The sequence below is a fragment of the Streptomyces sp. CC208A genome (genome assembly GCF_030010625.1).
Lineage (GTDB): Bacteria > Actinomycetota > Actinomycetes > Streptomycetales > Streptomycetaceae > Streptomyces.
Window position 1 is genome coordinate 39,454 of record NZ_JASCXN010000019.1, and the last position, 23,919, is coordinate 63,372.

A 23,919-nucleotide genomic window follows, 5' to 3' on the forward strand; every position below is an offset into this window, starting at 1 on the left:
TTGTCAGTGGCGGATGCGAGACTTCCGCGGGTGAGCACATCCCTGGACGGCGGTCGGCCCCGGCCGCCGCAGACGACGGTCCCCGTCCCGACCCCGGCGAGCCGGCGCAGGACGCGGGAGAGACTCGCCGAGCTGCGCGGCCCCGCGGTGCCGCCGCGCCCGCTGGACGCGCGGGCGCTGGCCGCGCTGGCCGCGAACCCGGGGTGCCGCCGCCGGGCGCTGCTCGACGGCGCCGGGGTCGACAAGGGGGCGCTCGCCTCGCGGCTCGGCTCGCCCGCGCCGTTCGGCCAGTCGCAGTTCGCGATCGTGCGGGGCAACAGCTTCGAGGCGAAGGTGAAGGCGGACGGCGGGCGTGAACTGCTGCGCCTGTGCGGCGTCGAGGACCCGGGGGCCGTCTCCGTACCCGACCTGGCGGCGTCCGGTCCTGAGGGGCGGACCGCGCGGACGGCGCTGGCGCTGCGCGAGGCGACCGCGGCCGGCGGGTGGACGCTGCTCGACCATCCGCTGCTGACGCTGGAGGTGGCCGGTTCGCCGGTGCACCTGGAGCCGGACGCGGTGGTGGTGGACCCGGCCGGGCGGTGGACGGTCGTGGAGATCAAGTCGTTCCCGATGGTGGACGGGGCGGCGGACGCGGCGAAGGTGGGGGCGGCGGCCCGGCAGGCGGCCGTGTACGTACTGGCGCTCGAACGGGTGGCGGCGCTCACCGAGGGCGCCGAGGTCGGCCACACGGTGCTCCTCGTCTGCCCGAAGGACTTCTCGAACCTGCCGGCGGGGTCCTTGGTGGACGTGCGCAAGCAGCGGGCGGTCACCCGGCGGCAGTTGGAGCGGCTGACCCGGATCGACGAGATCGCCGGGGCCCTGCCGGAGGGGCTGAGCTTCGACGTGGAGGGCTGCTCGGCGCAGGAGTTGGCGGCGGCCGTCGAGGCGGTGCCGCACGCCTACGCGCCGGAGTGCCTGGCCGCCTGCGAGCTGGGCTTCCACTGCCGGGCGCGGGCCCGGGAGGCGGACGCGGTGCAGGCCCTGGGCCGGTCGGTGCGGGGCGAGCTCGGCGGGCTGACCACGGTCGGCGCGGTGCTCGCCGCCGCGCGCGGCGAGCACGGCGACGCGGAGGACCCGGCGGTGGCGGCGCTGCGCCGGGCCCGGGCGCTGCGGCAGGAGGCGCTGACCGAAGCGGAGGCCGCCGCATGTCGCTGATCGCGCACCTGGCCCGGATGGAGGCCGTGGAGGCGGGCCGGGCGCAGCCCCTGGCGACCGTCCGGCACCGGCACCTCTCCGCGCGGCCGCTCGTCCTCGTGCCGCTGACCACCGCCGGCGAGGCGGGCGCCCCGCTGGGCGCCCTGGTCGGCACCGACCCGGAGGAGCCCCGGCTCCTGGTGGTGCCTCAGCCCCGGGACCGGGAGCTGCGGTTCGCGTTCCTCGCCGAGCTGGCCGAGGAGGTGCTGCCGTACGTCGACGCGTACACGGGCGAGGTCGAGCTGGTGGAGAAGAACCAGACCGACCCGGAGACCGGGAAGAAGGCCAGGGTCGAGGTCGAACTGTGCGCGGACGCACCGCAGTTGATCGTGCCGAGCCGGGCCGGTGTCGAGTACGTACGGCTCCTGGGGCGATCGATGCGGTTCCGGCGCACCGCCGAGCAGGACCCCGACACGCCGCATCCGGCGCCGCCGCGCGTGCCGCTGCTCGGCCGCTGGCTGACGCATTACGGCGAGCGGGCCCGGGTGCCGGGCTCCTCGCTGCTGCTCGCGGCGACCGATCTGCTGAACCGGCACTGGGCCACCGGGCAGTCGTCCCTGGAGGACCAGCACCTGGGAGCGCTGCTCGCCTGGATCGACCCGCCGGAGGGGGAGCCCGGCGCCCGCGCGGCACACCGGGCCGAGCTGGGCCGGGACGAGCGGGGGCAGTTGCTCTGTCCGCCCGCGGGGCCCGCGACCGACCCGGCCTTCGACAACCAGCTCCTGGCGCCGGCGATCGAGGCGTACGACCGGGCCCGGCTGGCCGTCGGCGCCGCCGAGGACGGCGAGGCGGCCGAGGCGGCCCTCGCCGTCCTGCACCGGGCCGAGCGGGAGGTCCGGCGGCTCGTCGTCTCCCAGCTGGAGCCGACCTGGTACGCGACCTGGCGGGCGCTCGGCCTGCTGCGGGCACTGCCCGAGGGGTCCCGGGTCGCCGAGCGGTGGACCCGCGACCGCTGGTCCTTCACCGCCCACCGGGACCGGATCGCCGCCGGGGAGCCGCCGCAGCCGCGCCGCGACGACGCCGTGACGGCCGCCGCCAAGCTCGCCGCGCGCGAGCAGGCGCAGGGGCAGCTGGACGCCCAGGAGGCCTTGGACGATCCGCTGGTGCTCGCCGGGCGGCGGCTGGCGGGCGAGGCGTTCACCGGCGAGGTCGTCGAGGTGACCATGGCGTGGACGGAGTCGAAGCGGCCCGCGCCGCGCCCGCTGCTCACGGTCCGCACCGAGGACCGGCCGCACCTGGACGAGGGCGTGAAGGTGTGGCGTTCACTGGACGGCAGGCCGCAGGCGGCCGAGTTCGTGTCCCGGGAGGCGGACGGCTCCCTGGTGCTCCGGCTCCTCGACAAGATGGGCCGGTCGAAGGAGCCCGCGGAGGGCACGGTGCCGGAGAAGGGCGAGCGGATCGCCTGGACCCTCTTCGAGCACGACCAGCGGGTGGGGCCGAAGCTGCCGGACCCGGAGGAGACGCCGTGGACCCACGGCGGCCCGCCGCGCACCGCCGAAGCCGAACTCCCCGACGCCGTGACCCCCGAGGACCTGCTGTGACCGTGTACGACCCCGCCGTGTCCGACCCGTCCGCCGCGGCGGCGAAGGCGACGGCCGCGATCCTGGCCGACACCCTGCACGGCACCGCGCGGGGTGTCGTCGTCGACTCCCCGCCCGGCGCGGGAAAGTCCACCCTCGTGGTGCGGGCGGCGCTCGAACTGGCCGCCGCAGGGCGCCCCTTGATGGTGGTGGCGCAGACCAACGCGCAGGTCGACGACCTGGTGCTGCGGCTCGCCGAGAAGGAGCCGGGCCTGGAGGTGGGCCGGCTGCACTCCAGCGACGGGGACCCGTACGACAAGGCGCTCGACGCGCTGGAACACGTACGGAAGTCGGCGAAGGCCGGGGACCTGGCGGGGCTGCCGGTGGTGATCTCGACGGCGGCCAAGTGGGCGCACGTGAAGAACGTGGAGCCGTGGGCGCACGCGATCGTGGACGAGGCGTACCAGATGCGTTCGGACGCGCTGCTGGCCGTGGCGGGCCTCTTCGAGCGGGCGCTGTTCGTGGGCGACCCGGGGCAGTTGGACCCGTTCTCGGTGGTCGGGGCGGAGCAGTGGGCGGGGCTTTCGTACGACCCGTCGGCGTCGGCGGTCTCCACGCTCCTCGCCCACAACCCGGAGCTGCCGCAGCACCGGCTGCCGGTCTCCTGGCGGCTGCCCGCGTCGGCGGCGCCGCTGGTGTCGGACGCCTTCTACCCGTACACGCCGTTCCGTGCCGGGACGGGTCCCGGCGACCGGCGCCTCGCCTTCGGCGTGCCCTCCGACGGCTCCGCCCCTGACCGGGTCCTCGACGAGGCCGCCGAGTCCGGCTGGGGCCTGCTTGAGCTTCCCGCCCGGCACACCCCGCGCACCGACCCGGAGGCCGTCCACGCGGTGGCCCTGGTGGTGCGGCGCCTCCTGGACCGGGGCGGCGCGGCGGTGAGCGAGCGCGCGGAGGCGCCCGTGCCGTTGACCGCCGAGCGGATCGCGGTCGGCACCGCCCACCGCGACCAGGCGGCCGCCGTCCGCGCGGCCCTGGCGGCCGTGGGCGTGTCGGGGGTGACGGTCGACACGGCCAACCGCCTCCAGGGCCGCGAGTACGACGTCACGGTCGTCCTCCACCCCCTGTCGGGCCGCCCCGACGCCACCGCCTTCCACCTGGAGACGGGCCGGCTCTGCGTCCTGGCCTCCCGCCACCGGCACGCGTGCGTGGTCGTCTGCCGCGCCGGCGTCACCGACCTCCTGGACGAGCACCCGTCGACGGAGCCGGTCCAGCTGGGCGTCACGATGAAGTTCCCGGACGGGTGGGAGGCGAACCACGCGGTGCTGTCGCATCTGGCGGAGCACCGGGTGGGCTGGACTCCCTGATCCGTCTCCCCGGGTCAGGCGGGGGCCGCGTCGGCTTCGGCCGCGTGGGTGAGGAGTTCGTCGACCGACCACTGGTCGTAGACGTGCTCGCCGTACTTGGCGGCGGTGATCCGGCCGTCCGGGGCGATCAGGAAGTCGGCGGGGAGGCCGGTCCGGCCGCCGGGCTGGGAGGCGGCCGGCAGCCGGCCGCGGCCCCGGAGCAGCCCCACGGCGGCCCTGGCCGCGCCCCGGACGATCGCGGGCCAGCCCCTCGGGTCCAGCAGGGCCCGGCGGTGGGCCTCGACGCCGAACTCCGCGTACAGCTCCTTGGCGGGGTCCGCGACCACGGCGAACGGGAGGTGGGCGACGTGCTCGCGCAGCTCCTCGGCCGGTGAGTGGAAGAGGACCACCTCCCGGACCCCGGCCCGTTCGATCTCCTCGTGGCGCAGCGCGACCGAGCGGAGGTGGAGGTTGCAGACGGGGCAGCCGGCGAAGCGCCGGAACTGCACGTGGACGGCGCGGGCGGGGTCCGGGACGGCCAGCGGCGGGCCGACGACAGGGGCGAGCGTGCGGGCGGGGACGGAGTCGCCCGGGGCGAGCCGGGAACGGGGCGCTGGCGTGCGGGACGAGGGCGTTCGGGACACGGACGTTCGGGACGAGGGCGTGGGCATGGGTCACCTTTCCCTGGAGCCGTAGGTGTACGGCGTACTCCTAAGACCGTAGGCGTAGGGCGTACGCTGTCAACCGCCATGCCACGACCTCGCTCCCTCACCCCGGACCGGCTCGCCGCCGCCGCGCTCGCCGTCGTCGACCGCGACGGGCTCGCGGCCCTCTCCATGCGCACCGCCGCCAAGGAGCTCGGCATGAGCCCGATGGCGCTCTACCGGTACGTCTCCGACCGCGAGGAGCTGGAGCGGCTGGTGGTCGACCGGATCCTCGACCCCGTGGACACCGCCCCGCCGCCGGGGGGCGGCCCCTGGGCCGAGCGGGTCGAGGTCATGGCGGGGCGGCTGCGCGAGGCCGTGGCCCGGCACCCGGAGGCCGTACCGCTGGCCCTCACCCACCGCCACCGCTCCCCCGTCGGGCTGCGCTGGTCGGAGACGGTGCTCGGCATCCTCGCCGAGGCGGGCGTCGAAGGGCCCCGGCGTGTGGTCGCCCTGCGGGCGCTGCACGGGTACATGACCGGGGCGATCCAGCTGGAGCACCGGGGGCCGCTCGCCGGACCGGGCACGGAGACGATCGCCGCGCTGCCCGAGGACCGTTTCCCGCTGCTCACCGCGACGGCCAGGGACGCCCGCGGGGTCACCGCCGACGAGGAGTTCTTCGGCGGGCTCCGCCTGCTGCTGCGGGGGCTCGGCGGCTGAGACGGGCGGTGGGGCGGTCTTGCGGGGCGCGGGACAATGGGGGTGGTCCGGGGGTCCGGGCCGTGCGCGTGCGAGGAGGAGCGAGCGATGGCGGAACCCGCGGAGCGGAGCGGACAGCGGCGGCTGCGGCCGGCGCCCCTGGTCTTCGAGCCTGCCGAGGCGACCGCCGACCCGGAGCACTTCTTCGACCTGGAGTCCATCGAGGACCCGAAGGAGCTGCTGTCCCGGGCGACCGAGCTGACCCTCGCCTTCCGGGCGGCGACGGACCGCGCGATCGAGTTCCAGGCGGTCGCGGCGGCCCAGCTCACCGACCCGAAGCGGTTCGACCGCCTGACGGCGGCGGACGTGGCCGAGCGGGCGGCGTGGACCGAGGACTACGCGCGGAAGATGATCGAGTTCGGACGGGACCTGATCCGCACGAACGGGCGGCCCGCGGAGGACTGACGGGCCGGGGGCGGCGCCGGCCGGGGGTGGGTCCGGCAGGTCTGCGCGCAGCCCGACGGAACAACCGTTCGGCATATGCGGAGCGCACGATACTCCTCCGGTCGCGGCCCCGTCCGGGTTTCCCGGAGTTTTCCGGAACTCCCGGCGTCCGTTCCGTCACCGCCGGTAGACCTGTCTCCATGACGACGACGAGCTGGCTGCGCGACGAGACCCCGTACGACGTCTTCCGCTTCCTGCGGACGGGTGAGGAGGACCGGTACCAGACCGCCCGGGTGACCGGCGAGGGCGCCGCCTGGCTGGCCTCGGCCGCCGGCGGGGAGCCGGGGGCGGCGCTGGCGCGCTGGGAGGCGCGGCCGGAGTGCCCGGCGGTGCTGCCCTGCGGGACGGTCTTCGACGTCGTGAACGTGGACCCGGTCTTCGGGCGGCGGATGCTGGACCGGCTGTGGGAGGAGGGCCCCGGCTCCGGGCCCGTGGCGGCGCACCGGGGGCGGATGCTGCTCTTCGCCGCGCCGGGCACCGCCCAGCGGCTGCCCGCGCTGCTCGACTGGGAGGAGTGGGGCGATGCCGTGCCGCGACCGCTCTGTCACGGCACGGGCGACGCGGTGACCGTGCCGCCGCTGGCCCCGGCGGGGCAGGAGTCCTCCGAGCCGCGCTGGCTGGTCGCCCCGGACACCCGGAACCCCTGGCTGCCGGGGCCCGAGGTGATGCTGTGGGCCTGTGTACGGGCGGCCCGGGCGGTTTCCGCCGCCGACGTGCGGGTATCGATTTTTGCTCCCGCCGCTCAGGGTGCTAATGTCTACGACGTCAGCAGGCGCCGCTAGCTCAGTTGGTTAGAGCAGCTGACTCTTAATCAGCGGGTCCGGGGTTCGAGTCCCTGGCGGCGCACAGACACGGAAGGCCCCTCGCGGAAGCGGGGGGCCTTCTGCATGTCGCCGCACCTGAAGGTCAGGCCGGGGACGGCGGGGTGATCTTCACCGTCCAGACGCCCGCCTCGCTGCGGTCCACGACCTCGACCCGGACGCCCGTGCCGGGCACGGTGAGCCGCTCGCCCACCTCCAGCGGCGCGTCCGCGAGCGGCGGGTAGACCGAGCGCTCCCAGCACGCCTCGGTGGCCGGGTGGCCGTCGACGACCTCGACCGGTCCGCCGCCGGAGGGCGTGCCGGCCCGGACCCGGTAGACGAGGACGCCCTCGGTGCAGGTGTCGGCGTCGTTGCCGGTGGCGGCGCGGGCCTCGACCGCGAGGACGCTGTCCGGGCCCGTGCGGACGACGGCGAGCCGGGTGGAGCGCGCGGCGGGGGTCGCCGGGGCGGCGGAGACGGGCTCCAGGGCGACCAGGCGCGGCTCGCCGCCCTGGACGCAGGTCACCTGGGAGCGGTCGAGCCAGCCCAGTTTCCACTTGTGCCAGCCGAAGGGGTCGGGGGCGAGTCCGAACTGGCTGCCCATGAGGTCCCAGTCGCCCACGTGGGTGTCCCAGTCGCCCTTGCCGTCGAGGGGCCTGCGGTAGAGGTCGGGCAGGTCGAAGACGTGCCCGGTCTCGTGGGCGAGGACGTTCCGGTCCGGCGGGTGCCGCTCGAAGACCGTGACGACGCGCCGGATCCGCGCGCCGTCCGCCTCCAGCGGCCGCTCCAGGTTGACCACCTTGGTGGCGTCCGAGTCCACGCCGGGCGCGTCCGGGTCGGCGACCAGGTAGACGATGTCGTACCGGGAGAAGTCCACGGAGTCGTCGGCCGCGGCGATCGCGTCCTTCAGGTACGCGGCCCGCTTCCCGGCGTCCCAGTCACGCCGTATGTCGTAGTCCGTGGACGGGCGGGGCATCGGCGTCCAGTCGGCGCGGGGGTGCGGGTGCAGGGTGAAGCGTCCGTAGGAGGCCCGCCGGAAGAACTCGGTGGTGGCCGGGAAGTGGTCGGCGGCCAGCTCCTCCGGCGTGGTCAGCGGGGTGGCGTCCGGGAAGGACAGGAAGATCATGACCGCGTCGAGGGAGCGCTCGGGCCGCGGGTAGGAGCCGTTCCAGCTGTCGAGGCCGAGCGAGTGGTGCGCGGCGGTACGGGGCAGGGCGCAGGGGCCGGCCGAGGGCGCGGCCGCGGCGGGCCCGGCGACCAGGCCGGTGGCCGCGAGCGCGGCGAGAGCGGTGAGCGAGGCGGCTCCGGCGCGCAGCCGGGAGCGCTCCACTCCCCCGGGTGGCTGCTGACCCTCCACGTGGACCTCCGGTTCGCGAGTGCGGGACACCTCCACCACCTTGTGATGGTTCGCGGTGTTTCGCATGTTTCCGCTGCCCCGGTCGGGTGAGGGGGCGGCACCGGGGTGACGCGGGCCGGACAGACTCCAGCTCACGGAAAGTCACATTCGGTCAGCCCGCCGCCGCCATGGGTCAGACCCGGGCGTGAACGGTCGCGAGGGTGGCGCGCGGTGGTCATCCTCACACCCGCCGGAGCCCCGGCAGACCGCCCAGGAGCTGGAACGCTCGCCCGGCAGGGCTCTATGATCGGCACACTTCGTCCCAGGCCGACCATCCCGACCACATGTGAACGGCCCCTCTGCACAACGGGAGTGAGCGGTGAGCGGAACCCCCGAAGGACCGGTACACACAGAGCCGCCGGACATCCCGCCGGCCCGTCCGACGCTCACGGAAAGTGAACTCCGCGACTACCGGGCCGCCTTCCGCGCCTCCCAGATCGCCATGGCCCTCGTGGACCGGGAGGGCCTGGTCGTCGCCGCCAACGACTCCCTCGGCACCCTCCTCGGCACCGACAGCGCCGCCCTGCGCGAGCAGGCCGCCGCCGACCTCGTGGACCTCGCCGCCGACAGGCGCACCTGGCAGGCGTACCGCGAGGTGCTGCGCGGCCGCCGCTCCCGCTTCCGCTGCACCCGCCGGCTCAAGCACCCCGACGGGCGGAAGCTGTGGGCCGAGGTCACCGTCGCCCCGGTCCCGGACACCGGCCGGGTGCTGCTCTCCGTCGCGGACATCAGCGACCGGCGCGAGCTCCAGGCCCGGCTGCGCCACCTCCAGATGCACGACCCGGTCACCCGGCTGCCCAACCGGGCGCTCTTCTTCGAGCGCCTGTCGGCCGCGCTCGAACCGTACGGCTCCGACCCCCCGCACCGGTCGTACCAGTCGTACGGGCATGGCGGAACAGGGCGGATCGGCCTCTGCTACCTGGACCTCGACGGGTTCAAGGCGGTCAACGACACCCTGGGGCACCGGGTCGGCGACCGGCTGCTCGCCGCCGTCGCCGGCCGGCTCACCGAGTGCGCGGACAGCGCCGGTTACAGCCGCGGCGGCGGCCACCTCGTCGCCCGGCTCGGCGGCGACGAGTTCGCCGTCCTCGTCGAGGACTCCACGGGTACGGAGCAACTCGCCGACCTGGCCCGCTCGGTGCTCCACGCCCTGGAGCGCCCCTTCGACCTGGGCGGACAGCGGCTCGCGGTCTCCGCCTCGATCGGCGTCGTCGAGCGCGCCGCCGCCGGCACCACCGCCACCGGCCTGATGCAGGCCGCCGACACGACCCTGTACTGGGCGAAGGCCGACGGCAGGGCCCGGTGGACGCTCTTCGACCCCGAGCGCAACGCGCACCGCATGACAAGGCAGGCGCTCTCCTCCACGCTGCGCCCCGCGGTGGAGCGCGGGGAGTTCGCCCTGGAGTACCAGCCGCTGGTCGAGCTGGCGGACGGGACGGTGCGCGGGGTGGAGGCGCTGGTGCGCTGGAACCACCCGCAGTTCGGAACCCTGCCGCCGAATCGGTTCGTCGGGATCGCCGAGGAGGACGGCTCGATCGTCGAGCTGGGGCGGTGGGTGCTGCGGACCGCCTGCGAGCAGGCCCGGCAGTGGCAGAAGGACCACCCGCGCGAGCGCCCGCTCTTCGTCTCCGTGAACGTGGCCGTCCGCCAGGTGTGGGACTCCGACCTGGTGGCGGACGTGGCGGGCATCCTCGCCGAGACCGGCCTCGCCCCGCACCTGCTCCAGCTGGAACTGACCGAGTCCGCCGTGATGGGCTCGGCGGGCCGCCCGCTCCAGGCCCTCCAGGCCCTCAGCGACATGGGCGTACGGATCGCCATCGACGACTTCGGCACCGGCTACTCGAACCTCGCCTACCTGAGCCGCCTTCCGGTCTCCGTCCTCAAACTGGACGGCTCCTTCGTCCGCGGCTTCCAGGACGAGGAACACGCCAGCCCCGCCGACGAACTGATCGTGGAAGCACTGGTGCAGCTCGCCCACCGCCTCGGCCTCACCGTCACCGCCGAATGCGTGGAGACGGCCGGACAGGCGGCCCGGCTGCGCCGGATCGGCTGCGACACGGGGCAGGGGTGGCTGTACTCCCGGGCGGTGCACCCGGACCGCATCGCCGCGATGCTGGAGGGCACCACACCGCTGCGGGTCTGACCCCCTCCCCGCGAGAGGGTGTACGGGCATGGGACTGCCCCCGGCCGGAGGGACCTTCCGGGCGGGGGCAGTGGTTCATGGGGTGCTACGGGGTGGTCGGAGTCGGCCTCAGCAGGCGCCGAGGTCCTGCCAGACGCCCCACTCGCCGGTCGTGCCCGGCTCCTCGTTCTGGGTCCACCACTTGGCCTTCCACTTGCGGCCGTTGTGGGAGACCTCGTTGCCCGCGGTGTAGACCGTGCCGGCCACGTACGCCGGGAGCGAACCGCAGCCGGCCGGGGGCTCCGTGGTCGGCGGGGTGGTCGTCGGCGGGGTCGTGGTCGGAGGCGGGGTGGTCGGCGGGGTGGTGGTGCCGCCGAGGGCGTCGTTGATCTGGGTCAGGAGGGTGGCGTTCTCGTCCAGGCCGAGGAGCGAGTACATCATCGCGCCGGCCAGGCCGCGCTGCTTGCCGTAGTCGACCCGGGCCTGGATGGACTTCTGGTTCAGGCCGGTGAAGAACTCGCCGTCCTTGTAGAAGTACGAGGACTTGGCCTGGTCGTCCCAGAAGGTGGTCGCCGCGTTGTCGACGACGCCGCCGAGCTCCTTGTAGTGGGCGATGCCGGCCTGCTGGGAGAGCGGGCGGGCGTTCGAGCCGCCGGTGGCGGGCTGCGCGAGGCCGTTGGTGGTGCCGGCGGGCACGCCCTTCCAGCCGCGGTAGTAGAACTCGTACCCGAGCGTCAGCTTGTTCGCGGGGAAGCCGCCGGTGATGCCGTAGGCCGGGTTGCCGTCGATCCAGGAGTCGATGGCGGCGTCGATCGAGTACTTCTCCTGGCCCGGCGCGATGACGTCGGTCGGGTCGTTCGAGCCGGAGTAGAGCGGGGACTGGTGGTACGTCGGCCCGTCGCCGTCCCAGGCGCCGTGCATGTCGTACGTCATGATGTTCGCGTAGTCGAGGTACGCGCCGATCTTGTCCGTCTCGATGTACCTGATCTTGTCCTGGCCGGCCGGGAGGGCCGCGGTCAGCAGGTACTCCTTGCCGCCGTTGGCCGCGCCGTACGCGTCGAGCTGCCTGCGGAACTCGGCGAGGAGCAGGGTGAAGTTCTGCTTGTCCTCGGGGCCGTAGTGGTTGCCCAGGTGGCCGCCGGAGGAGCCGGGGTACTCCCAGTCGATGTCGATGCCGTCGAAGATGCCGGCGGCGGTGCCGGGGCCGCCGAAGCCGCCCTCGACCGGGAGGTTGCCCTTGAGGTACTGGTCGATGCAGGAGGAGACGAGCTTCTTGCGGCTCGCGTCCGTCTTCGCCGCGTCGTGGAAGTACTTGGAGTAGGTCCAGCCGCCGAGCGAGATGTTGATCTTCAGGTGGGGGTACTTCGCCTTCAGCTGCTTGAACTGGTTGAAGACGCCCACGATCGGCTGGTCCCACTTGTCGGCGACGCCGGAGACGGAGTCGGCCGCGGAGAAGGACTTCTGGTAGTCGGCGTAGGAGTCGCCGGCGCCGTCGCCCGCGTTCGGGTTGTTGTCGTCACCCGCGGCCTTGTTGGCCATGAAGCACGTGAGGTCCGTCGGGTGGATGTTGCCGAACGAGTAGTTGATGATGTCGAGCTTGCTCGCGATGCCCCGCGTGTCGAGGTGCTTGGGGTAGAACGCGTTGCCGTACACGCTCCACTGGTCGTAGTACGCGATGCGCACACCGCCGGCGGAGGCGGTGGCGGAGGCGTCGGCGGCCTGGGCGGAGCCGAGGCCCGCGGTCGCGGCGAGGGCACCGGCGGCCAGGGCCGAGCTGAGCAGCGCGGCGATCAATGACTTACGGGGGTGCACGAGCGTCCTCCGATGGGGGGGTACTGGTGGTGCCGTACAGGAGTTGGAGCAGTGATAGCCCCCGCGTGAACGGCGCGTCAATGGTCTGAACCAGATTGAGGACTAGACCAATTTGGAAGAGAAAGCCCTTGTCAGGGGCGTGGAGCACAGAAAAGAACCGCCCGCCACCATCGATGACGAGCGGTTTAAGGTTCCTTTAGGGAAGCCGGACGCGCGGCGCGGCGGTGGACCAGTCCGCCGACGGAGTTCCGGATCCGGCGGGCCTCAGGCGGCGCCGGGCAGCCCGTAGGCGTCCGCGATCAGGTCGTAGCTCCGCAGCCGCGCCTCCCCGCCGTGCACGTTGGCCGTGAGCATCAGCTCGTCGGCGCCGGTCCGCTTCTGGAGCTCGTCCAGGCCCGCACGGACGGCGTCCGGGGTGCCGTGCACGAGGTTCGCCAGCCAGCCGTCGACGAACTCCCGCTCCGCCGGGCCGAATCCGTACGCCTCCGCCTCCTCTGGCGTCGGGATGAGCCCGGGCCGACCGGTGCGCAGCCGGAGCATCGACAGCGCGCCGGTGAGGACCTGGCGGTACGCCTCCTTCTCGTCCTCGGCGGCGAGGGCGCCGACGCCGATCAGGGTGTAGGGCTCGTCCAGGACCGCGGAGGGGCGGAAGGACTGCCGGTAGAGGTCGAGCGCCGGGAGGGTGTTGCGGGCCGAGAAGTGGTGGGCGAAGGCGAAGGGCAGGCCGAGGAGGCCGGCGAGCCGGGCGCTGAAGCCGGAGGAGCCGAGCAGCCAGATCGGCGGCCGTCCCTTGCTCCCCTGCACCGGGCCGGGCACGGCGTGGATCCGGGAGTAGCGGTGCGCGTCGGGGAAGTCGTCATCCAGGAACCGGGTCAGCTCGGAGAGCTGCTCCGGGAAGTCGTCGGCACCTTCGTCGAGGGTTTCGGTGCGGCGCAGGGCCGCGGCGGTGGCGCCGTCGGTGCCGGGGGCCCGGCCGAGGCCGAGGTCGATCCGGCCGGGGGCCAGGGCCTCCAGGGTGCCGAACTGCTCGGCGATCACCAGCGGAGCGTGGTTGGGGAGCATCACGCCGCCGGAGCCGAGGCGGATGCGGCGGGTGTGGGCGGCGAGGTGGGCGAGGATCACGGCCGGGGAGGAGGAGGCGACCCCCGGCATCGAGTGGTGCTCGGCCACCCAGTGCCGGTGGTAGCCGCGCCGCTCGGCGAGCCGGCTCAGCTCCACGCTGGTGGTGAGGGCCCGGCTCGCGGTGGAGCCGCTGCCCACGGTCACGAGGTCGAGGACCGAGAGCGGTACGGGTGCGGTGCCCAGGGCCTCCCCCCGTACGGGGTCGTCCGCCGTGCCTGCGTCTGCCTGGGTGCCGGTCTCGCTCACCGTCCGGTCCTTCCTCCGTGCGGGTGTGTCCACCGGAGCGGCAACAGGGGTGCGGGGACCCTTATTCCGGGACCAACGGAGCGCTCCGGGTGACCGAAGGCACATTTCGGCCACCGGAAGTATCGCTTCCGGACCCCCGCCTTCCCAGGAAATCTTCCTCCTCCTGCGAGCCGAACGTCTGCGCGACGACCCGTTCGCACCCTTCTGACCTGAGACTCTTCCCTCAGTCCATGCCCATGTCATATGCCAGGGTGGTGAGCCGCAGTACAAGGCCCGGATCCCCCGCGCAATTCTCGCCAACAGCAGCCCCGTAAAGGGCCCTTGGCGGCTATCGTGGTACGGAAGCTTGCGGTCACAACCTGGTAGGGGGAAACCGTGGCGCTGAAGCCCGAGCCCACTGCGCCGTTCCACTCGGTGCAATACGCCCTGCGCGTCCTCGAGACGGTCTCGCGGCACGGCGGCGGGGTGTCGGACGTCCAGATCGCGCGCGAGACCGGACTGCCCGTCGCCCATCTGTCGTCGCTGCTCCTCATGCTCCGGCGCGAGGGGTACGTCGAGCAGGTCTCCGACGGCGCGTACGTCATCGGGGACTCCCTGGTCCTCCTCGGCTCCGGCTCGACCCGCCGGGAAGCCCTGGAGGCCAAGCTCCAGGAGACCCTCACCGAGCTGCGCGACTCCGTCGGCGCCGCCGTCTACATCAGCCGGTACATCGACGGCGAGGTGAAGATCACCCAGTTCGCCGACGGCCCGCGCACCCCGAAGGTCAACGAGTGGGTGGACTTCCGCTCCGCCGCCCACGCCAGCGCGGTCGGCAAGTGCCTGCTCACCCAGCTCGACCTCAACGGACGCCGCGACCACCTCTCCCGGCACAAGATCGCCCGGCTGACCTCCCGGACGATCACCAACGAGAAGGTGCTCTTCTCCAAGCTGGACAGCCAGCCGCCCACCGTCCCGGTCCTCGACCTCCAGGAGTACGCCGTCGGCACCGTCTGCGCCGCGGTCCCCCTGACGGCCGGCTCCGCCGTGGGCTGCCTGGCGCTCTCCCTCCCGATCGAGCACGCGCACCGCCTGCGCTCGGCCGCCGACACGCTGAACCGGCGGGCGGCGCCGGTGGTGCTCTCGCTGGCGATCTGAGGCGGCTCGGAGCCGTGCGGAACCGGGGTCCCGAGAGGTGGTCACGAGCACCCCTCGGGACCAGGTAGTATTTTCTCTGTCAACAGGCGCCGCTAGCTCAGTTGGTTAGAGCAGCTGACTCTTAATCAGCGGGTCCGGGGTTCGAGTCCCTGGCGGCGCACAGACGGGAAGAGGCCCCTCGCGGAAGCGGGGGGCCTCTTCTGTCGTACCCGTGTACGGCGCGGGGTCCTACGACGCCGGGGCCCGGGTGCGGGCGGGCGACGGCGGCCCCTGGCGGGAGCCGCCGCGCCCGTGGCGGGACCGGACGGTCAGAGCTGGACGTCGGAGCAGGCGTAGAAGGCGTTCGCGGTGTCCGCGATCGTCCAGACCGCCAGGATCAGGTGGCGGCCCGTCTTGCCCGCGGGGATGGTCCCGGAGTGCGAGAGCGTCGACGGCGGCCGCTGGTTGTTGTAGGGGACGGTGAGGAAGGGCTGGGGGTCGAGGGCGGCGCGGGTGAGCTTCTGGCTCGGGTCCCAGCCGTTCCTGGTGATGTAGTAGCGGAAGTCCGTGGTCGCGTGGCGGGCGGTGAACTGCCAGCGGAAGGTGTGGCTCTGGCCCGCCGTGACCCTGGTCGTCGGCCAGGCGCCGCCGCGCGGGTCGTCGAGCTGCGCGAAGCGGGCGTTGCCGCCCGCGCAGATCGTCCCGTCGGCGGGGCCGCGCGTCGGGAACCCCTTGGGGCCCTCGACGGACTGCGGCTCCCACTGGATGCCGCCGCAGTTCTGGACCGTGCCGTTGGCGCAGAGCTTCTGGCGGCTGATCGGGGAGTCGGTGTACCCGTGGCTGTTCGCCGTGCCGGCGGCGAGGAGGGAGGCCGCCGTGACGCCGAGCGCCACGGCGGCCATGGCTGTTCTTGTGCGCATGCTGTCGCTCCAGGGAGAACGTGGGGGAGTTCCGTGGTGCCCATGGGCCGTGCTGCGCGCGTGAGGAAGGGACCGCTCCAGGCCCCTCTAGGTCTAGACCAAGTATCACGGTAGGGAGGGGAATCGGACATGTCCATACCAACGACAGGGTGGGCGGGGCGAGACCGGAACCGGCCTCACGCCCCCTCCCCCGGGCCCCCACGGCCCGTGTAGAACGCCACCGTCAGGTCCTTCACCAGCGACTTGCGCTCGTAGTCGTCCAGCTCGACGAGACCACGACTGGTCAGCCGGTGGACCACGTCGTCGACCGCGTCCACCACCGACGTCAGGACGCTGTCCCGGTGCTTCGCGTCGATCGCCGCGATCCGGCGGCGGCGCATCGCCTCCGCGACCTCGGGGGCGTACTCGATCCGCGTCGGCTGCGCCGAGAACACGTCCAGACCGACCGGCGCGCACTCCGCCGACAGCATCCGGGTCAGCGCCTCGCCGACCGCCTCCGCGTCCCGGAGCGTCGGCGCGTCCTCGTGGAACGCGTCCGCCGGCAGCTGCGAAAGCACCCGGGCCATCGCCGCCTCCACCTGCTCGCGCAGATAGTCCTCGTGGTCGTCGACGCCGAGCGCCGCCCGGACGGTGTCCCTGACCCGCCACACCACGAGGACGGTCACGTCGAGCGCGGTCCCCTTCGCGTCCACCGCCGGCAGCGGCTCGCTGCGCCAGTGCCGCAGGCGTACGTCCACCCGGCGGCGCAGCAGGAGCGGGTTCGCCCAGACCAGGCCGGTACGGCGGACGGTGCCGCGGTACTCGCCGAACAGGGTCAGCACCCAGGCGTACCCGACCCGGCCCCGGCCCAGACCGCCCACCGAGAAGAGCAGGGCCAGCACGCCGAGCGCCAGCAGCGCCCACTGCGCGAGGTGGATGCCGTGGTACGGACGCGGGGAGAGCCGCAGCATCCGCGCGACCGCGTCGGGCACCGCGCCCGTCCACCACACGACGGCGGCGCACCCCAGCAGCGCGAGCAGCCCGCCCGCCGCGCCGACCCAGCCCGGCAGCACCGACGCGGCCCGCTCCACCAGCTCCGGATCCGCCGTCGGCGCGGGCCGCGCGGGGACGGCCCTGGCCGCCGGCTGGACGACGGGCCTCGGGATGACGGTCCTGAGCTCGCGCCCGGTGGGCGGCGCCATGGCGACGGTGTCGGGCCCGCCGTCGTCGGCGACCGCGGCGGGCTCGGACTTGGTGCCGCCGTCCCGGAAGAGCAGGTGCACGGGGATGGACCCCGTGGTCTCCGTCCCGATCACGTTCTTACGCCGCGGCAACCGCCCCACGGCGGCGACCGGCACCGCCACCGAAGCCACCCGCTTCCCGGCGACCCGCCCGAAGTCGAGCACGTCCCGCTCCTCCTTGAACACCCCCACCGGGGTGGTGACGGAAGGCGTACGGCCGGGGGCCCCGACCGCCGGGCGCACCCCGCCCGACGGGCGGGCGGCCGACGCCGAACCGACGGGCGTACGCAGCGGGGTCGGGGCGGTAGCCGGCGTCGGGCCGGTCAGGGTGGGGGTCGGGGTCGGAGCCTTCGCGGTGCCGGGGGTCGGGGTCTGCGGCTGGTGGGTGGCGCCCGTCGTGGGGCGCGGCTCGGCCGCCCTCTCGGGCGCCGGTGTCGCGGCGGCTGCCGGGGCCGGGCGGTGCGGAGCAGCCGCCGGGGGCGGGGCCGGGCGGTGCGGAGCAGCCGCCGGGGGCGGGGCCGGGGTCTCGCCCGCGCCCGCCCCGGCGGCCCCGGGACCGCCGACGGCAGGCGCCGGACCGCGCGGCGAGCCCGCCTGGGCCGGGGCTTCACCCGCGGGGAGGCGGATCGAGGCGTCGGCTGCCGGGACGCGGGCGGGGGTGGCGACTGCCCAAGGCGCCGCCGTCGGGCGCGACTCGGCCGGCCGTGAACCGGGGGCGGTACCTGCCCCGGTGGCCCCGGAGCCTCCGGCGGCAGGCACCGAACCACCCGGCGCACCCACCGGATCCTGCGGCCGGTGCGTGACGCCCGCCGGGCGTGACTCGGCCGGCGCGTCGGCCTTCGATGGTGTCGGTGTGGCGGCTCTCGGGGGCGCCTGCGTGCCGGGCCCCGGGGGTGCCGGTGCCTTTGGCCCCGGAGAGGCCGGTGTCTCCGGGGCCCGGAGTGTCGGCGCCGCCCAGACCGGCGGCGCCGGTGTCGCCGTGGCCGGGGAAGCCGGTGCCGGGGGTGCCGGAGTCGGTGTCGTCGGGGCCGGAGGTGCCGAAGCCACCGTGGCCGGGGGTGCCAGGGCCGGGGACGCCTGCGTCGCCCGCACCGGAGCCGTCGGCGCCTCCGGCCCCGAGGCCGAAGTCGGGGTCGAGGCCGGGCCTGAAGGCGGAACCGGGGCGGGGGCCGAAGTCGGAGCTTGGGTCGAAGCCAGGGCTTGGGCCGAAGCCGGGGCCTGGACCGGCGTCGGGGCCGGGGTCTGGGTCTGGGCCTGGACCTGAGTCGGAGCCGGGGTCTGGGCCAGGCCCGACATCGGAGCCGACACCAGGCCCGACGCTGCGGCCGAGGTCTGGCCCGGGGCCGAGGCCGGGGCCGGGGCCGGGGCCGGGGCCGAGGCCGGAGCCGAGGCCGGAGCCGGGCCCAGGGCCGAGGCCGGAGCCGAGGCCGGAGCCGGAGCCGAGGCCGGAGCCGAGGCCGGGCCCGGGCTCGGGGCCGGTGGCGGCGACGGCGGTGGTGTCGGGGAGCGGCGGGGGAGGGTGCCGTCGGTGAGGCGGCGGGCGGTGCGGGCGGCGTCGCGTGAGGCTGCCGCGCCGGAGTCGTTGGGGGGTACTGCCGTCATTCGGGGTGCACCTCATGCTCTCGGGGTCATCGGAACAATCGCCGCCAGGTCTCCGGGCCCGGGTAGCCGTCGGCCGCTGCGCCGCGCCAGCCCTGTGCCCGCTGGAACGCCTCGACGTTGCGGCGGTCCGCCTCCGTCCAGCGCGGACCGGGTCCCGACAGGTAGTGCTTGCCGAAGCCCCGCTTCACCAGTTGTTTGCCCAGCTTCTCCACATATGCGTTGGATTGGCCCGTACGGAAGTAGCCACGCCCGGGGAAACCCTTCGCATCTCTGCTCGGGCCGCTCGAACCACTCGAACCGCCGATGTCCCGCCCCTCGCCCGAGACGAGGAGCCGCCAGGTGTGCGGGCCCGGCAGGCCGTCCGCCTCCTTGCCCTTCCAGCCCTGGGCGCGCTGGAACGCCTGGGTCGCCCTGCGGTCCGCCTCGCCCCACCGGGGGCCGGGCCCCTCGCCGTAGAAGCGCTTGCCGCCGCGCTCGGCCAGCATCCGGCCGAGCTTCGTCACGTGGGCGTTGTTCGCGCCGGGGCCGAAGAACGCGTCGCCGGGGTACGCGGCGTCCGCCGGCGTCGTCGCGCCGGGGCCCGCCCCGGTGCCGCCGCTGACCACGCCCCGGTAGCGGTAGGCCACGTACCGGCCGGAGTTCTCCCAGTACGCCATCGGCGTGGCCTGCTTCCGCGTGCGCGGCTTGGTCTGCTCGTACGCGATGTACGACGTGTGGGTGTAGTCCGTCCAGCCGCCGAAGATCGTCACGTGCGAGCCGCGGGTCGGGCTGGCCGGGTTGTGGAAGAGCAGGATGTCGCCGGGCTGGAGCTCGGTCCGGTCGATGCGGACGGCGAAGCGGTCGAGGCTGCCCGTCCATTCGTTGCTGCTCAGGTTCCAGGCCATGGAGATGTAGCCCGAGCAGTCCTGGCGGTACCCGTCCGACCAGTACTTCTCCATCGAGTACGGCACCTGGGCCGTGACCCATGTCTTCGCCCGGTTGATGATCTCCGTACGGGTCGTCCTGCGCAGCGACTCCGTCGAGATCTGACTGGTCGTCGGGACCGCGCCGGGGGTGGGGCCCCCGTCGGCCTGCGTGGCCGGCGGGCCGTGCAGCGGGGCGCGGCCGCCCTGCGGGGTGTCGGAGACCCCGGCCGCGTCCGCCGGAAGAGCCGGAAGAGCCGGAATCGCCGGGAGCACAGGGGCTCCCGGGAGGACGGGGGTCCCCGGGAGCGGGGTCGCGGGGGCCAGGGCGGCGGCGAGGCCGCCCGTCCCTCCCCCGCCCAGGACGGCGCCCGCCGCCGTCACCAGGACCAGGGCGCGGCGGGCGCCGTGCGCCGCCGGGTGGCCGCCCGCACGGACCGGAAGGCCCAGCGCGAGGTCGCGGCGCTGCCGGGCACAGCCCGGGCAACCACAGTCGGGCGCGGGTTCGAACTCTTCGAAGACCGGCACGCTCATGCGATCCCCTCCACACTCGTCAAGATCTTTTGGGCCTCGTTTCGGGCGCCAGTTTCTCAACTGTCTGGACAAATCGCATTTTGACGGATCAACGGCCTGATACGACCATCCGACAGGCCGAAGAAGGCCGTCGTTGGTCAGGAGCACCCCCGGACGTCAGGTAGAGTTATCTCTGTCAGCAGGCGCCGCTAGCTCAGTTGGTTAGAGCAGCTGACTCTTAATCAGCGGGTCCGGGGTTCGAGTCCCTGGCGGCGCACAGACGAAGAAGGCCCCTCGCGAAAGCGAGGGGCCTTCTTGCTGTGACCGGGCCGGCCGACTTACTCCGCCGACGTCAGGTACGCCGAGACCACCACGTTCGCCGTGTACATGCCCGCCGCCCGGTCGAAGGTGCCACCGCAGGTGATCAGGCGGAGTTCCGCCCGGGCCGGGTCGCGGGGGCCGTACACCGCACGGGCGTCGAAACCCTCGCGCGGGACGACGCGGACGTCGTCCACCGTGAAGACGGCGACGGACCCGTCCGTCCGGACGACCCGGACGGTCTCCCCGGGGCGGGCGGCGCTGAGGCCGTAGAAGACGGCCGGGCGGGTGTCGGTGTCGACGTGGCCGACGAGGAGGGCGGGTCCGGCCGCGCCGGGCGTGGCGCCGGGGCCGTACCAGCCGACGGTCTGCGCCTGCTCGTACGGCGGCGGGTCGACCGCCCCGGTGGCGTCGAGGCCCCGGGGGACGACGGGGGCGTCGATGCCGAGGGCGGGGATCCGGAGGCGGCGGGGCTCCGCCGTGCCGGGCAGCGGCGGGCGGGACGGCGGCAGGTCCACGACCGGCGGGCGGCCGACCGCCGCGATGTCACCGTGCGTCGGGGCCGAGCTGCCGCCGGGGCCCCCGGCGGTGTCGTGGCCCCAGAGCCAGAGCCCGAGGAGCAGGACCGCCCAGGCCACTCCGGTGACTGGACGGCTCGACGCGGCCACTCCTACCGCGCGCGCCGCTGGCGGGAGCTGCGGAAGGCGACCGCGACGGCGGCGACGCCGGCCATGCCGAGGCCGAGCAGGGTGTACGGGGTGCCGAGGCCGTCCTCGCTCGCCGTCTGGGCGACGCCGGGCGCGACGGGGGCCGCGAAGGCGGCGGTGCCGCCGCCGCCCGCGCGGACCGGGGCGACCGGGGTGGCCGGGGCCGCGCGGTGGGCGGGCTGCTCCTGGTGGTCCGCGGCGGGGCGGCGCGTGACGGTGAGCGCGCCGAGGCCGGGGTGGTCGTGGCCGTCGCAGGTGACGGAGATCTGGTACGTACCGTCCTCCAGGCCCGTCCGGACGGTGGCGGCGCCGGAGAGGAGCCGGCCGCCGTCGCGGCCGCCCAGCTCGGAGTCGGCGACGAACGCCGGGGACTTCGCGGTGCCGGTGGAGCCCTCGCAGCCCTGCACGCGGATGTCGACGTCGGCGCCGGGGGCGGAGGGGGTTGCGGTGACCTGGACGCCGTCGTGGGCGAGGGCGGTGCCGGCCGCGGGTGCGAGCACCAGAACCACGGCCGCCCCCGCGGCACGGAGAGCGATGGGACCTGAACGCATGGTGACCTCCTGGTACTGGCAGGGTCACCCGGTCGAGGGGTTTCCGCATCCGCAGGGGCTACGCTCCGTGAGAACGCCCCGTGAGGCCCTGTGCGGACTACACGCGGTCGACGAGGTCCGCGATCGACTTGACGATCTTCGAGGGGCGGAACGGGAAGCGGTCGATCTCCGCCTCCGTCGTCAGGCCGGTGAGGACGAGGAAGGTCTGCATGCCCGCCTCCAGACCGGCCAGGATGTCGGTGTCCATCCGGTCGCCGATCATCGCGCTGGTCTCGGAGTGGGCGCCGATCGCGTTGAGCCCGGTGCGCATCATCAGCGGGTTGGGCTTGCCCGCGAAGTACGGCTCCTTGCCGGTGGCCTTGGTGATGAGGGCGGCGACGGAGCCGGTGGCGGGCAGCGGGCCCTCCAGAGAGGGGCCGGTCTCGTCGGGGTTGGTGCAGATGAAGCGGGCGCCGTTGTTGATGAGCCGGACGGCCTTGGTCATCGCCTCGAAGGAGTACGTACGGGTCTCCCCGAGAACCACGTAATCGGGGTCGTGGTCGGTGAGGACGTAGCCGATGTCGTGCAGCGCGGTGGTGAGGCCGGCCTCGCCGATGACGTACGCGGTGCCGCCGGGGCGCTGGTCGTCGAGGAACTTCGCGGTGGCGAGCGCCGAGGTCCAGATGTTCTCCACGGGGACGTCGAGGCCCATGCGGAGGAGGCGGGCGTGCAGGTCGCGGGCGGTGTAGATCGAGTTGTTGGTGAGGACCAGGAACGGCTTCCCGGTCTCCCGCAGCTTCCTGATGAACGCGTCGGCGCCGGGGATCGGGACGCCCTCGTGGATGAGGACGCCGTCCATGTCGGTGAGCCAGGATTCGATCGGCTTGCGCTCTGCCATGGGTGCGGGACTCCTGCCGTATGCCGTACAAGACGTGCGGTGTGCTGGGGGCGACGCGACTGCGCTGTGGCGACGCCCCCAGCCTAGGTCAGGAAGTGGTCACGGTGACCCCGTCGACCGTCCAGTACCAGTTGTTGGACCCCGTGTACCGGAAGCGGAAGCTGACGTTCGACGCGCCGGCGGGGACGGGGACGGTGACCGTCTGCGGCTGGGAGAGGACGTCGGAGGTGTAGCTCTTGACGACGGTCGGGGTGCCGCCGTTGAAGGAGGCCAGGATCTGGGCGGTCTGGGAGCCCTCCTGGCGGTAGAGGGTGGTGAAGCCGAGGGTGACCCGGCTCGCGCCGGAGACCGCGTACGCCGGGGTGACCAGGGTGGAGTCGTACGTGCCCGAGAAGGACTTGTCGGCCCACTCGTCGGAGTCGGCGACGGCGAAGACGCCCCGGGCGCGGACGTTGAGCTCGCGCCACTGGTCGCGGTGGGTGCGGGACCAGAACTCGTCGGTGGCGAAGGACCAGCCGCGCCACTCGGTCACACCGCCGGTGCCCATGGCGTTGTCGATGACGGACCAGCCGCTGGGCGGGGTGTGGGTGAAGCCGAGGACGCCGGCGGGGATGCCGGCCTCGTCGACGCGGCCGGTGAGGGAGGACTGGAGGCTGTCGAAGGGGTCGGTGGTGCGGGCCTGGATCGGCTTGCCGTCGAGGCCCCAGGACGGGTCGGGGGCGATGCCGAGCTGGTGGAAGACGGTGGCGGCGACGTCGACGAGGCGGGTGTCGATCGGGCGGGCGCCGGCGGCGATGCCGGGGCCAGTGGCGAGGACGAAGGTGCGGCGCTCCTCGATGCTGGAGCCGCCGTGGCCGCCGGTGTTCACGTGGCCGTGGTCGGTGCAGACGATGACCGTCCAGCGCTCGGCGGCGTACGTGGGGCGGGCCTCGACCGCGGCGATCATCCGGCCGAGCTGGGCGTCCTGGACGGCTATGGCGTCCAGGTACTTCTGGCCGGTGCCGGAGGAGTGGGCGACGACGTCGGTGTTGCCGAGGTAGACGAAGGCGACGTCCGGGTTCTGGTCGCGCAGCACGCTCACGCTGGTGGCGGTGATCGTCTCGTCGTGGCCCACGTAGCCGTCCCGGTCGCCGTCGAGGACGAGCTTCGCGTCCGCGCCCGCGGTGACCGTGCCGTACGTGTCGAGCGGCTTCCAGTCGACGGCGGCGTAGAGGGAGAGCTGCGGCCTGACCTGGTGGAGGCGGGCCAGGAAGCCCGGGTACTGCGTGTAGTTACGGCCGGTGAAGCTGTTGTCGCGGACGCCGTGCTTGTCGGGCCAGACGCCCGTGGAGATGGTCGACCATCCGGGGCCGGAGGAGGTGGCGGCCATCGGGTTGGCGTAGAGCAGGGACAGTCCGTACGTGCCCTCGGCCATCATCCGCTTGAGGTTCGGGGCGGCGGCGGCCTCGATGCGGTCGTGGCGCAGGCCGTCCATGCCGACGACGAGGACCTTGTCGGAGCTGGTGCCGTCGGGGAGCGTCGGGGCGGCGGCCGTGGCCGTGGGGGCGGTGGCGAGGCCGGTGGCGGCGAGGGCGGTGCCGGCCGCGCCGGCGGCGAGCACGGTACGGCGGGAGATGCCGGGGATCGACATGTCGGGGTCCTCCGCGAAGGCGATGGAAGGGGGTGAGGGTACGGACCAACGCCCCTGATTCCTCAGGGGCGTTGGTCCGTACCCGTTATCTTTCCGCTATACGGCGAGGGGGTCGAGGGACGTGC

At 74.0% G+C, this 23,919-nt stretch carries 19 protein-coding genes and 3 tRNA genes; 11 read left to right on the top strand and 11 right to left on the bottom strand.

All coding sequences use genetic code 11. The annotated features are described in order from the left end of the window. Positions 1-30 precede the first annotated feature (30 nt). From QK442_RS20880 to QK442_RS20890, 3 genes are read left to right on the top strand one after another with little or no spacing between them, the layout of a single operon-like run. Entirely contained in the window at positions 31-1,194 is a 1,164-nt protein-coding gene (locus QK442_RS20880) for a hypothetical protein (RefSeq protein WP_282695519.1), read from the top strand. Next, on the top strand, positions 1,185-2,774 hold the full coding sequence (locus QK442_RS20885; protein WP_282695520.1) for a hypothetical protein: 1,590 nt from the start codon (positions 1,185-1,187) through the stop codon (positions 2,772-2,774). Before QK442_RS20880 ends, QK442_RS20885 begins: the two co-directional genes overlap by 10 nt. Further along, a complete protein-coding gene (locus tag QK442_RS20890) occupies positions 2,771-4,117 on the top strand; it encodes an AAA domain-containing protein (protein WP_282695521.1) in 1,347 nt (448 codons plus the stop codon). Before QK442_RS20885 ends, QK442_RS20890 begins: the two co-directional genes overlap by 4 nt. A gap of 14 nt (positions 4,118-4,131) precedes the next feature. On the opposite strand, the gene QK442_RS20895 is transcribed toward QK442_RS20890, so the two are convergent. Beyond that, positions 4,132-4,740, bottom strand: coding sequence for a peroxiredoxin-like family protein (locus QK442_RS20895; protein WP_282695522.1), 609 nt, complete (start codon positions 4,738-4,740; stop codon positions 4,132-4,134). Positions 4,741-4,845: 105 nt separating this feature from the next. On the opposite strand from QK442_RS20895, the gene QK442_RS20900 reads away from it, so the two are divergent. The 4 genes from QK442_RS20900 (at position 4,846) to QK442_RS20915 (ending at position 6,789) form a co-directional block, all read left to right on the top strand. Then, entirely contained in the window at positions 4,846-5,460 is a 615-nt protein-coding gene (locus tag QK442_RS20900; protein WP_282695523.1) for a TetR/AcrR family transcriptional regulator, read from the top strand. A gap of 87 nt (positions 5,461-5,547) precedes the next feature. Further along, a complete protein-coding gene (locus tag QK442_RS20905; protein WP_282695524.1) occupies positions 5,548-5,904 on the top strand; it encodes a hypothetical protein in 357 nt (118 codons plus the stop codon). Between the two features lie 179 nt (positions 5,905-6,083). Continuing rightward, positions 6,084-6,725, top strand: coding sequence for a hypothetical protein (locus QK442_RS20910; RefSeq protein ID WP_282695525.1), 642 nt, complete (start codon positions 6,084-6,086; stop codon positions 6,723-6,725). After that, positions 6,716-6,789, top strand: a tRNA-Lys gene (locus QK442_RS20915). Before QK442_RS20910 ends, QK442_RS20915 begins: the two co-directional genes overlap by 10 nt. Before the next feature lie 60 nt (positions 6,790-6,849). On the opposite strand, the gene QK442_RS20920 is transcribed toward QK442_RS20915, so the two are convergent. Continuing rightward, entirely contained in the window at positions 6,850-8,100 is a 1,251-nt protein-coding gene (locus tag QK442_RS20920; RefSeq protein ID WP_282695607.1) for a M6 family metalloprotease domain-containing protein, read from the bottom strand. A gap of 403 nt (positions 8,101-8,503) precedes the next feature. Here QK442_RS20920 and QK442_RS20925 point away from each other — a divergent pair, with 403 nt between their 5' ends. After that, positions 8,504-10,282 carry an EAL domain-containing protein gene (locus QK442_RS20925; RefSeq protein ID WP_282695608.1) on the top strand — a complete coding sequence of 593 codons (1,779 nt, stop codon included), beginning with the start codon at positions 8,504-8,506 and terminating at the stop codon, positions 10,280-10,282. A gap of 108 nt (positions 10,283-10,390) precedes the next feature. Here the strand turns inward: QK442_RS20925 and QK442_RS20930 are convergent, their stop codons facing one another. Both QK442_RS20930 and QK442_RS20935 read right to left on the bottom strand, forming a co-directional pair. Further along, on the bottom strand, positions 10,391-12,073 hold the full coding sequence (locus QK442_RS20930; RefSeq protein ID WP_282695526.1) for a glycosyl hydrolase family 18 protein: 1,683 nt from the start codon (positions 12,071-12,073) through the stop codon (positions 10,391-10,393). A 264-nt stretch (positions 12,074-12,337) separates the two neighbouring features. Next, entirely contained in the window at positions 12,338-13,441 is a 1,104-nt protein-coding gene (locus tag QK442_RS20935; RefSeq protein WP_282695527.1) for an LLM class flavin-dependent oxidoreductase, read from the bottom strand. Positions 13,442-13,816: 375 nt separating this feature from the next. On the opposite strand from QK442_RS20935, the gene QK442_RS20940 reads away from it, so the two are divergent. Both QK442_RS20940 and QK442_RS20945 read left to right on the top strand, forming a co-directional pair. Next, entirely contained in the window at positions 13,817-14,575 is a 759-nt protein-coding gene (locus tag QK442_RS20940; protein ID WP_282695528.1) for an IclR family transcriptional regulator C-terminal domain-containing protein, read from the top strand. A gap of 86 nt (positions 14,576-14,661) precedes the next feature. Beyond that, positions 14,662-14,735, top strand: a tRNA-Lys gene (locus QK442_RS20945). Between the two features lie 148 nt (positions 14,736-14,883). Here QK442_RS20945 and QK442_RS20950 read toward each other — a convergent pair. The 3 genes from QK442_RS20950 to QK442_RS20960 all read right to left on the bottom strand — a co-directional run bounded on the left by QK442_RS20950 (position 14,884) and on the right by QK442_RS20960 (position 19,732). Then, positions 14,884-15,474 (bottom strand): lytic polysaccharide monooxygenase, encoded by a 591-nt coding sequence (locus QK442_RS20950; RefSeq protein WP_282695529.1) that lies wholly within the window; start codon positions 15,472-15,474, stop codon positions 14,884-14,886. Positions 15,475-15,650: 176 nt separating this feature from the next. Beyond that, positions 15,651-16,880, bottom strand: coding sequence for an SPFH domain-containing protein (locus QK442_RS20955; protein ID WP_282695530.1), 1,230 nt, complete (start codon positions 16,878-16,880; stop codon positions 15,651-15,653). A 1,442-nt stretch (positions 16,881-18,322) separates the two neighbouring features. Next, positions 18,323-19,732: a peptidoglycan-binding protein gene (locus QK442_RS20960; RefSeq protein WP_282695531.1), complete on the bottom strand. Its 1,410-nt coding sequence runs from the start codon at positions 19,730-19,732 to the stop codon at positions 18,323-18,325. A gap of 182 nt (positions 19,733-19,914) precedes the next feature. Here QK442_RS20960 and QK442_RS20965 point away from each other — a divergent pair. Next, positions 19,915-19,988: transfer RNA gene (locus QK442_RS20965), tRNA-Lys, on the top strand. Between the two features lie 61 nt (positions 19,989-20,049). On the opposite strand, the gene QK442_RS20970 is transcribed toward QK442_RS20965, so the two are convergent. The 4 genes from QK442_RS20970 to QK442_RS20985 all read right to left on the bottom strand — a co-directional run bounded on the left by QK442_RS20970 (position 20,050) and on the right by QK442_RS20985 (position 23,794). After that, positions 20,050-20,667, bottom strand: coding sequence for a class F sortase (locus QK442_RS20970; RefSeq protein ID WP_349239667.1), 618 nt, complete (start codon positions 20,665-20,667; stop codon positions 20,050-20,052). Positions 20,668-20,699: 32 nt separating this feature from the next. Further along, positions 20,700-21,287 (bottom strand): hypothetical protein, encoded by a 588-nt coding sequence (locus QK442_RS20975; protein WP_282695533.1) that lies wholly within the window; start codon positions 21,285-21,287, stop codon positions 20,700-20,702. Between the two features lie 97 nt (positions 21,288-21,384). After that, positions 21,385-22,164 (bottom strand): HAD-IIA family hydrolase, encoded by a 780-nt coding sequence (locus tag QK442_RS20980; RefSeq protein ID WP_282695534.1) that lies wholly within the window; start codon positions 22,162-22,164, stop codon positions 21,385-21,387. An 88-nt stretch (positions 22,165-22,252) separates the two neighbouring features. Continuing rightward, on the bottom strand, positions 22,253-23,794 hold the full coding sequence (locus QK442_RS20985; RefSeq protein WP_282695535.1) for an alkaline phosphatase family protein: 1,542 nt from the start codon (positions 23,792-23,794) through the stop codon (positions 22,253-22,255). Between the last annotated feature and the right edge of the window lie 125 nt (positions 23,795-23,919).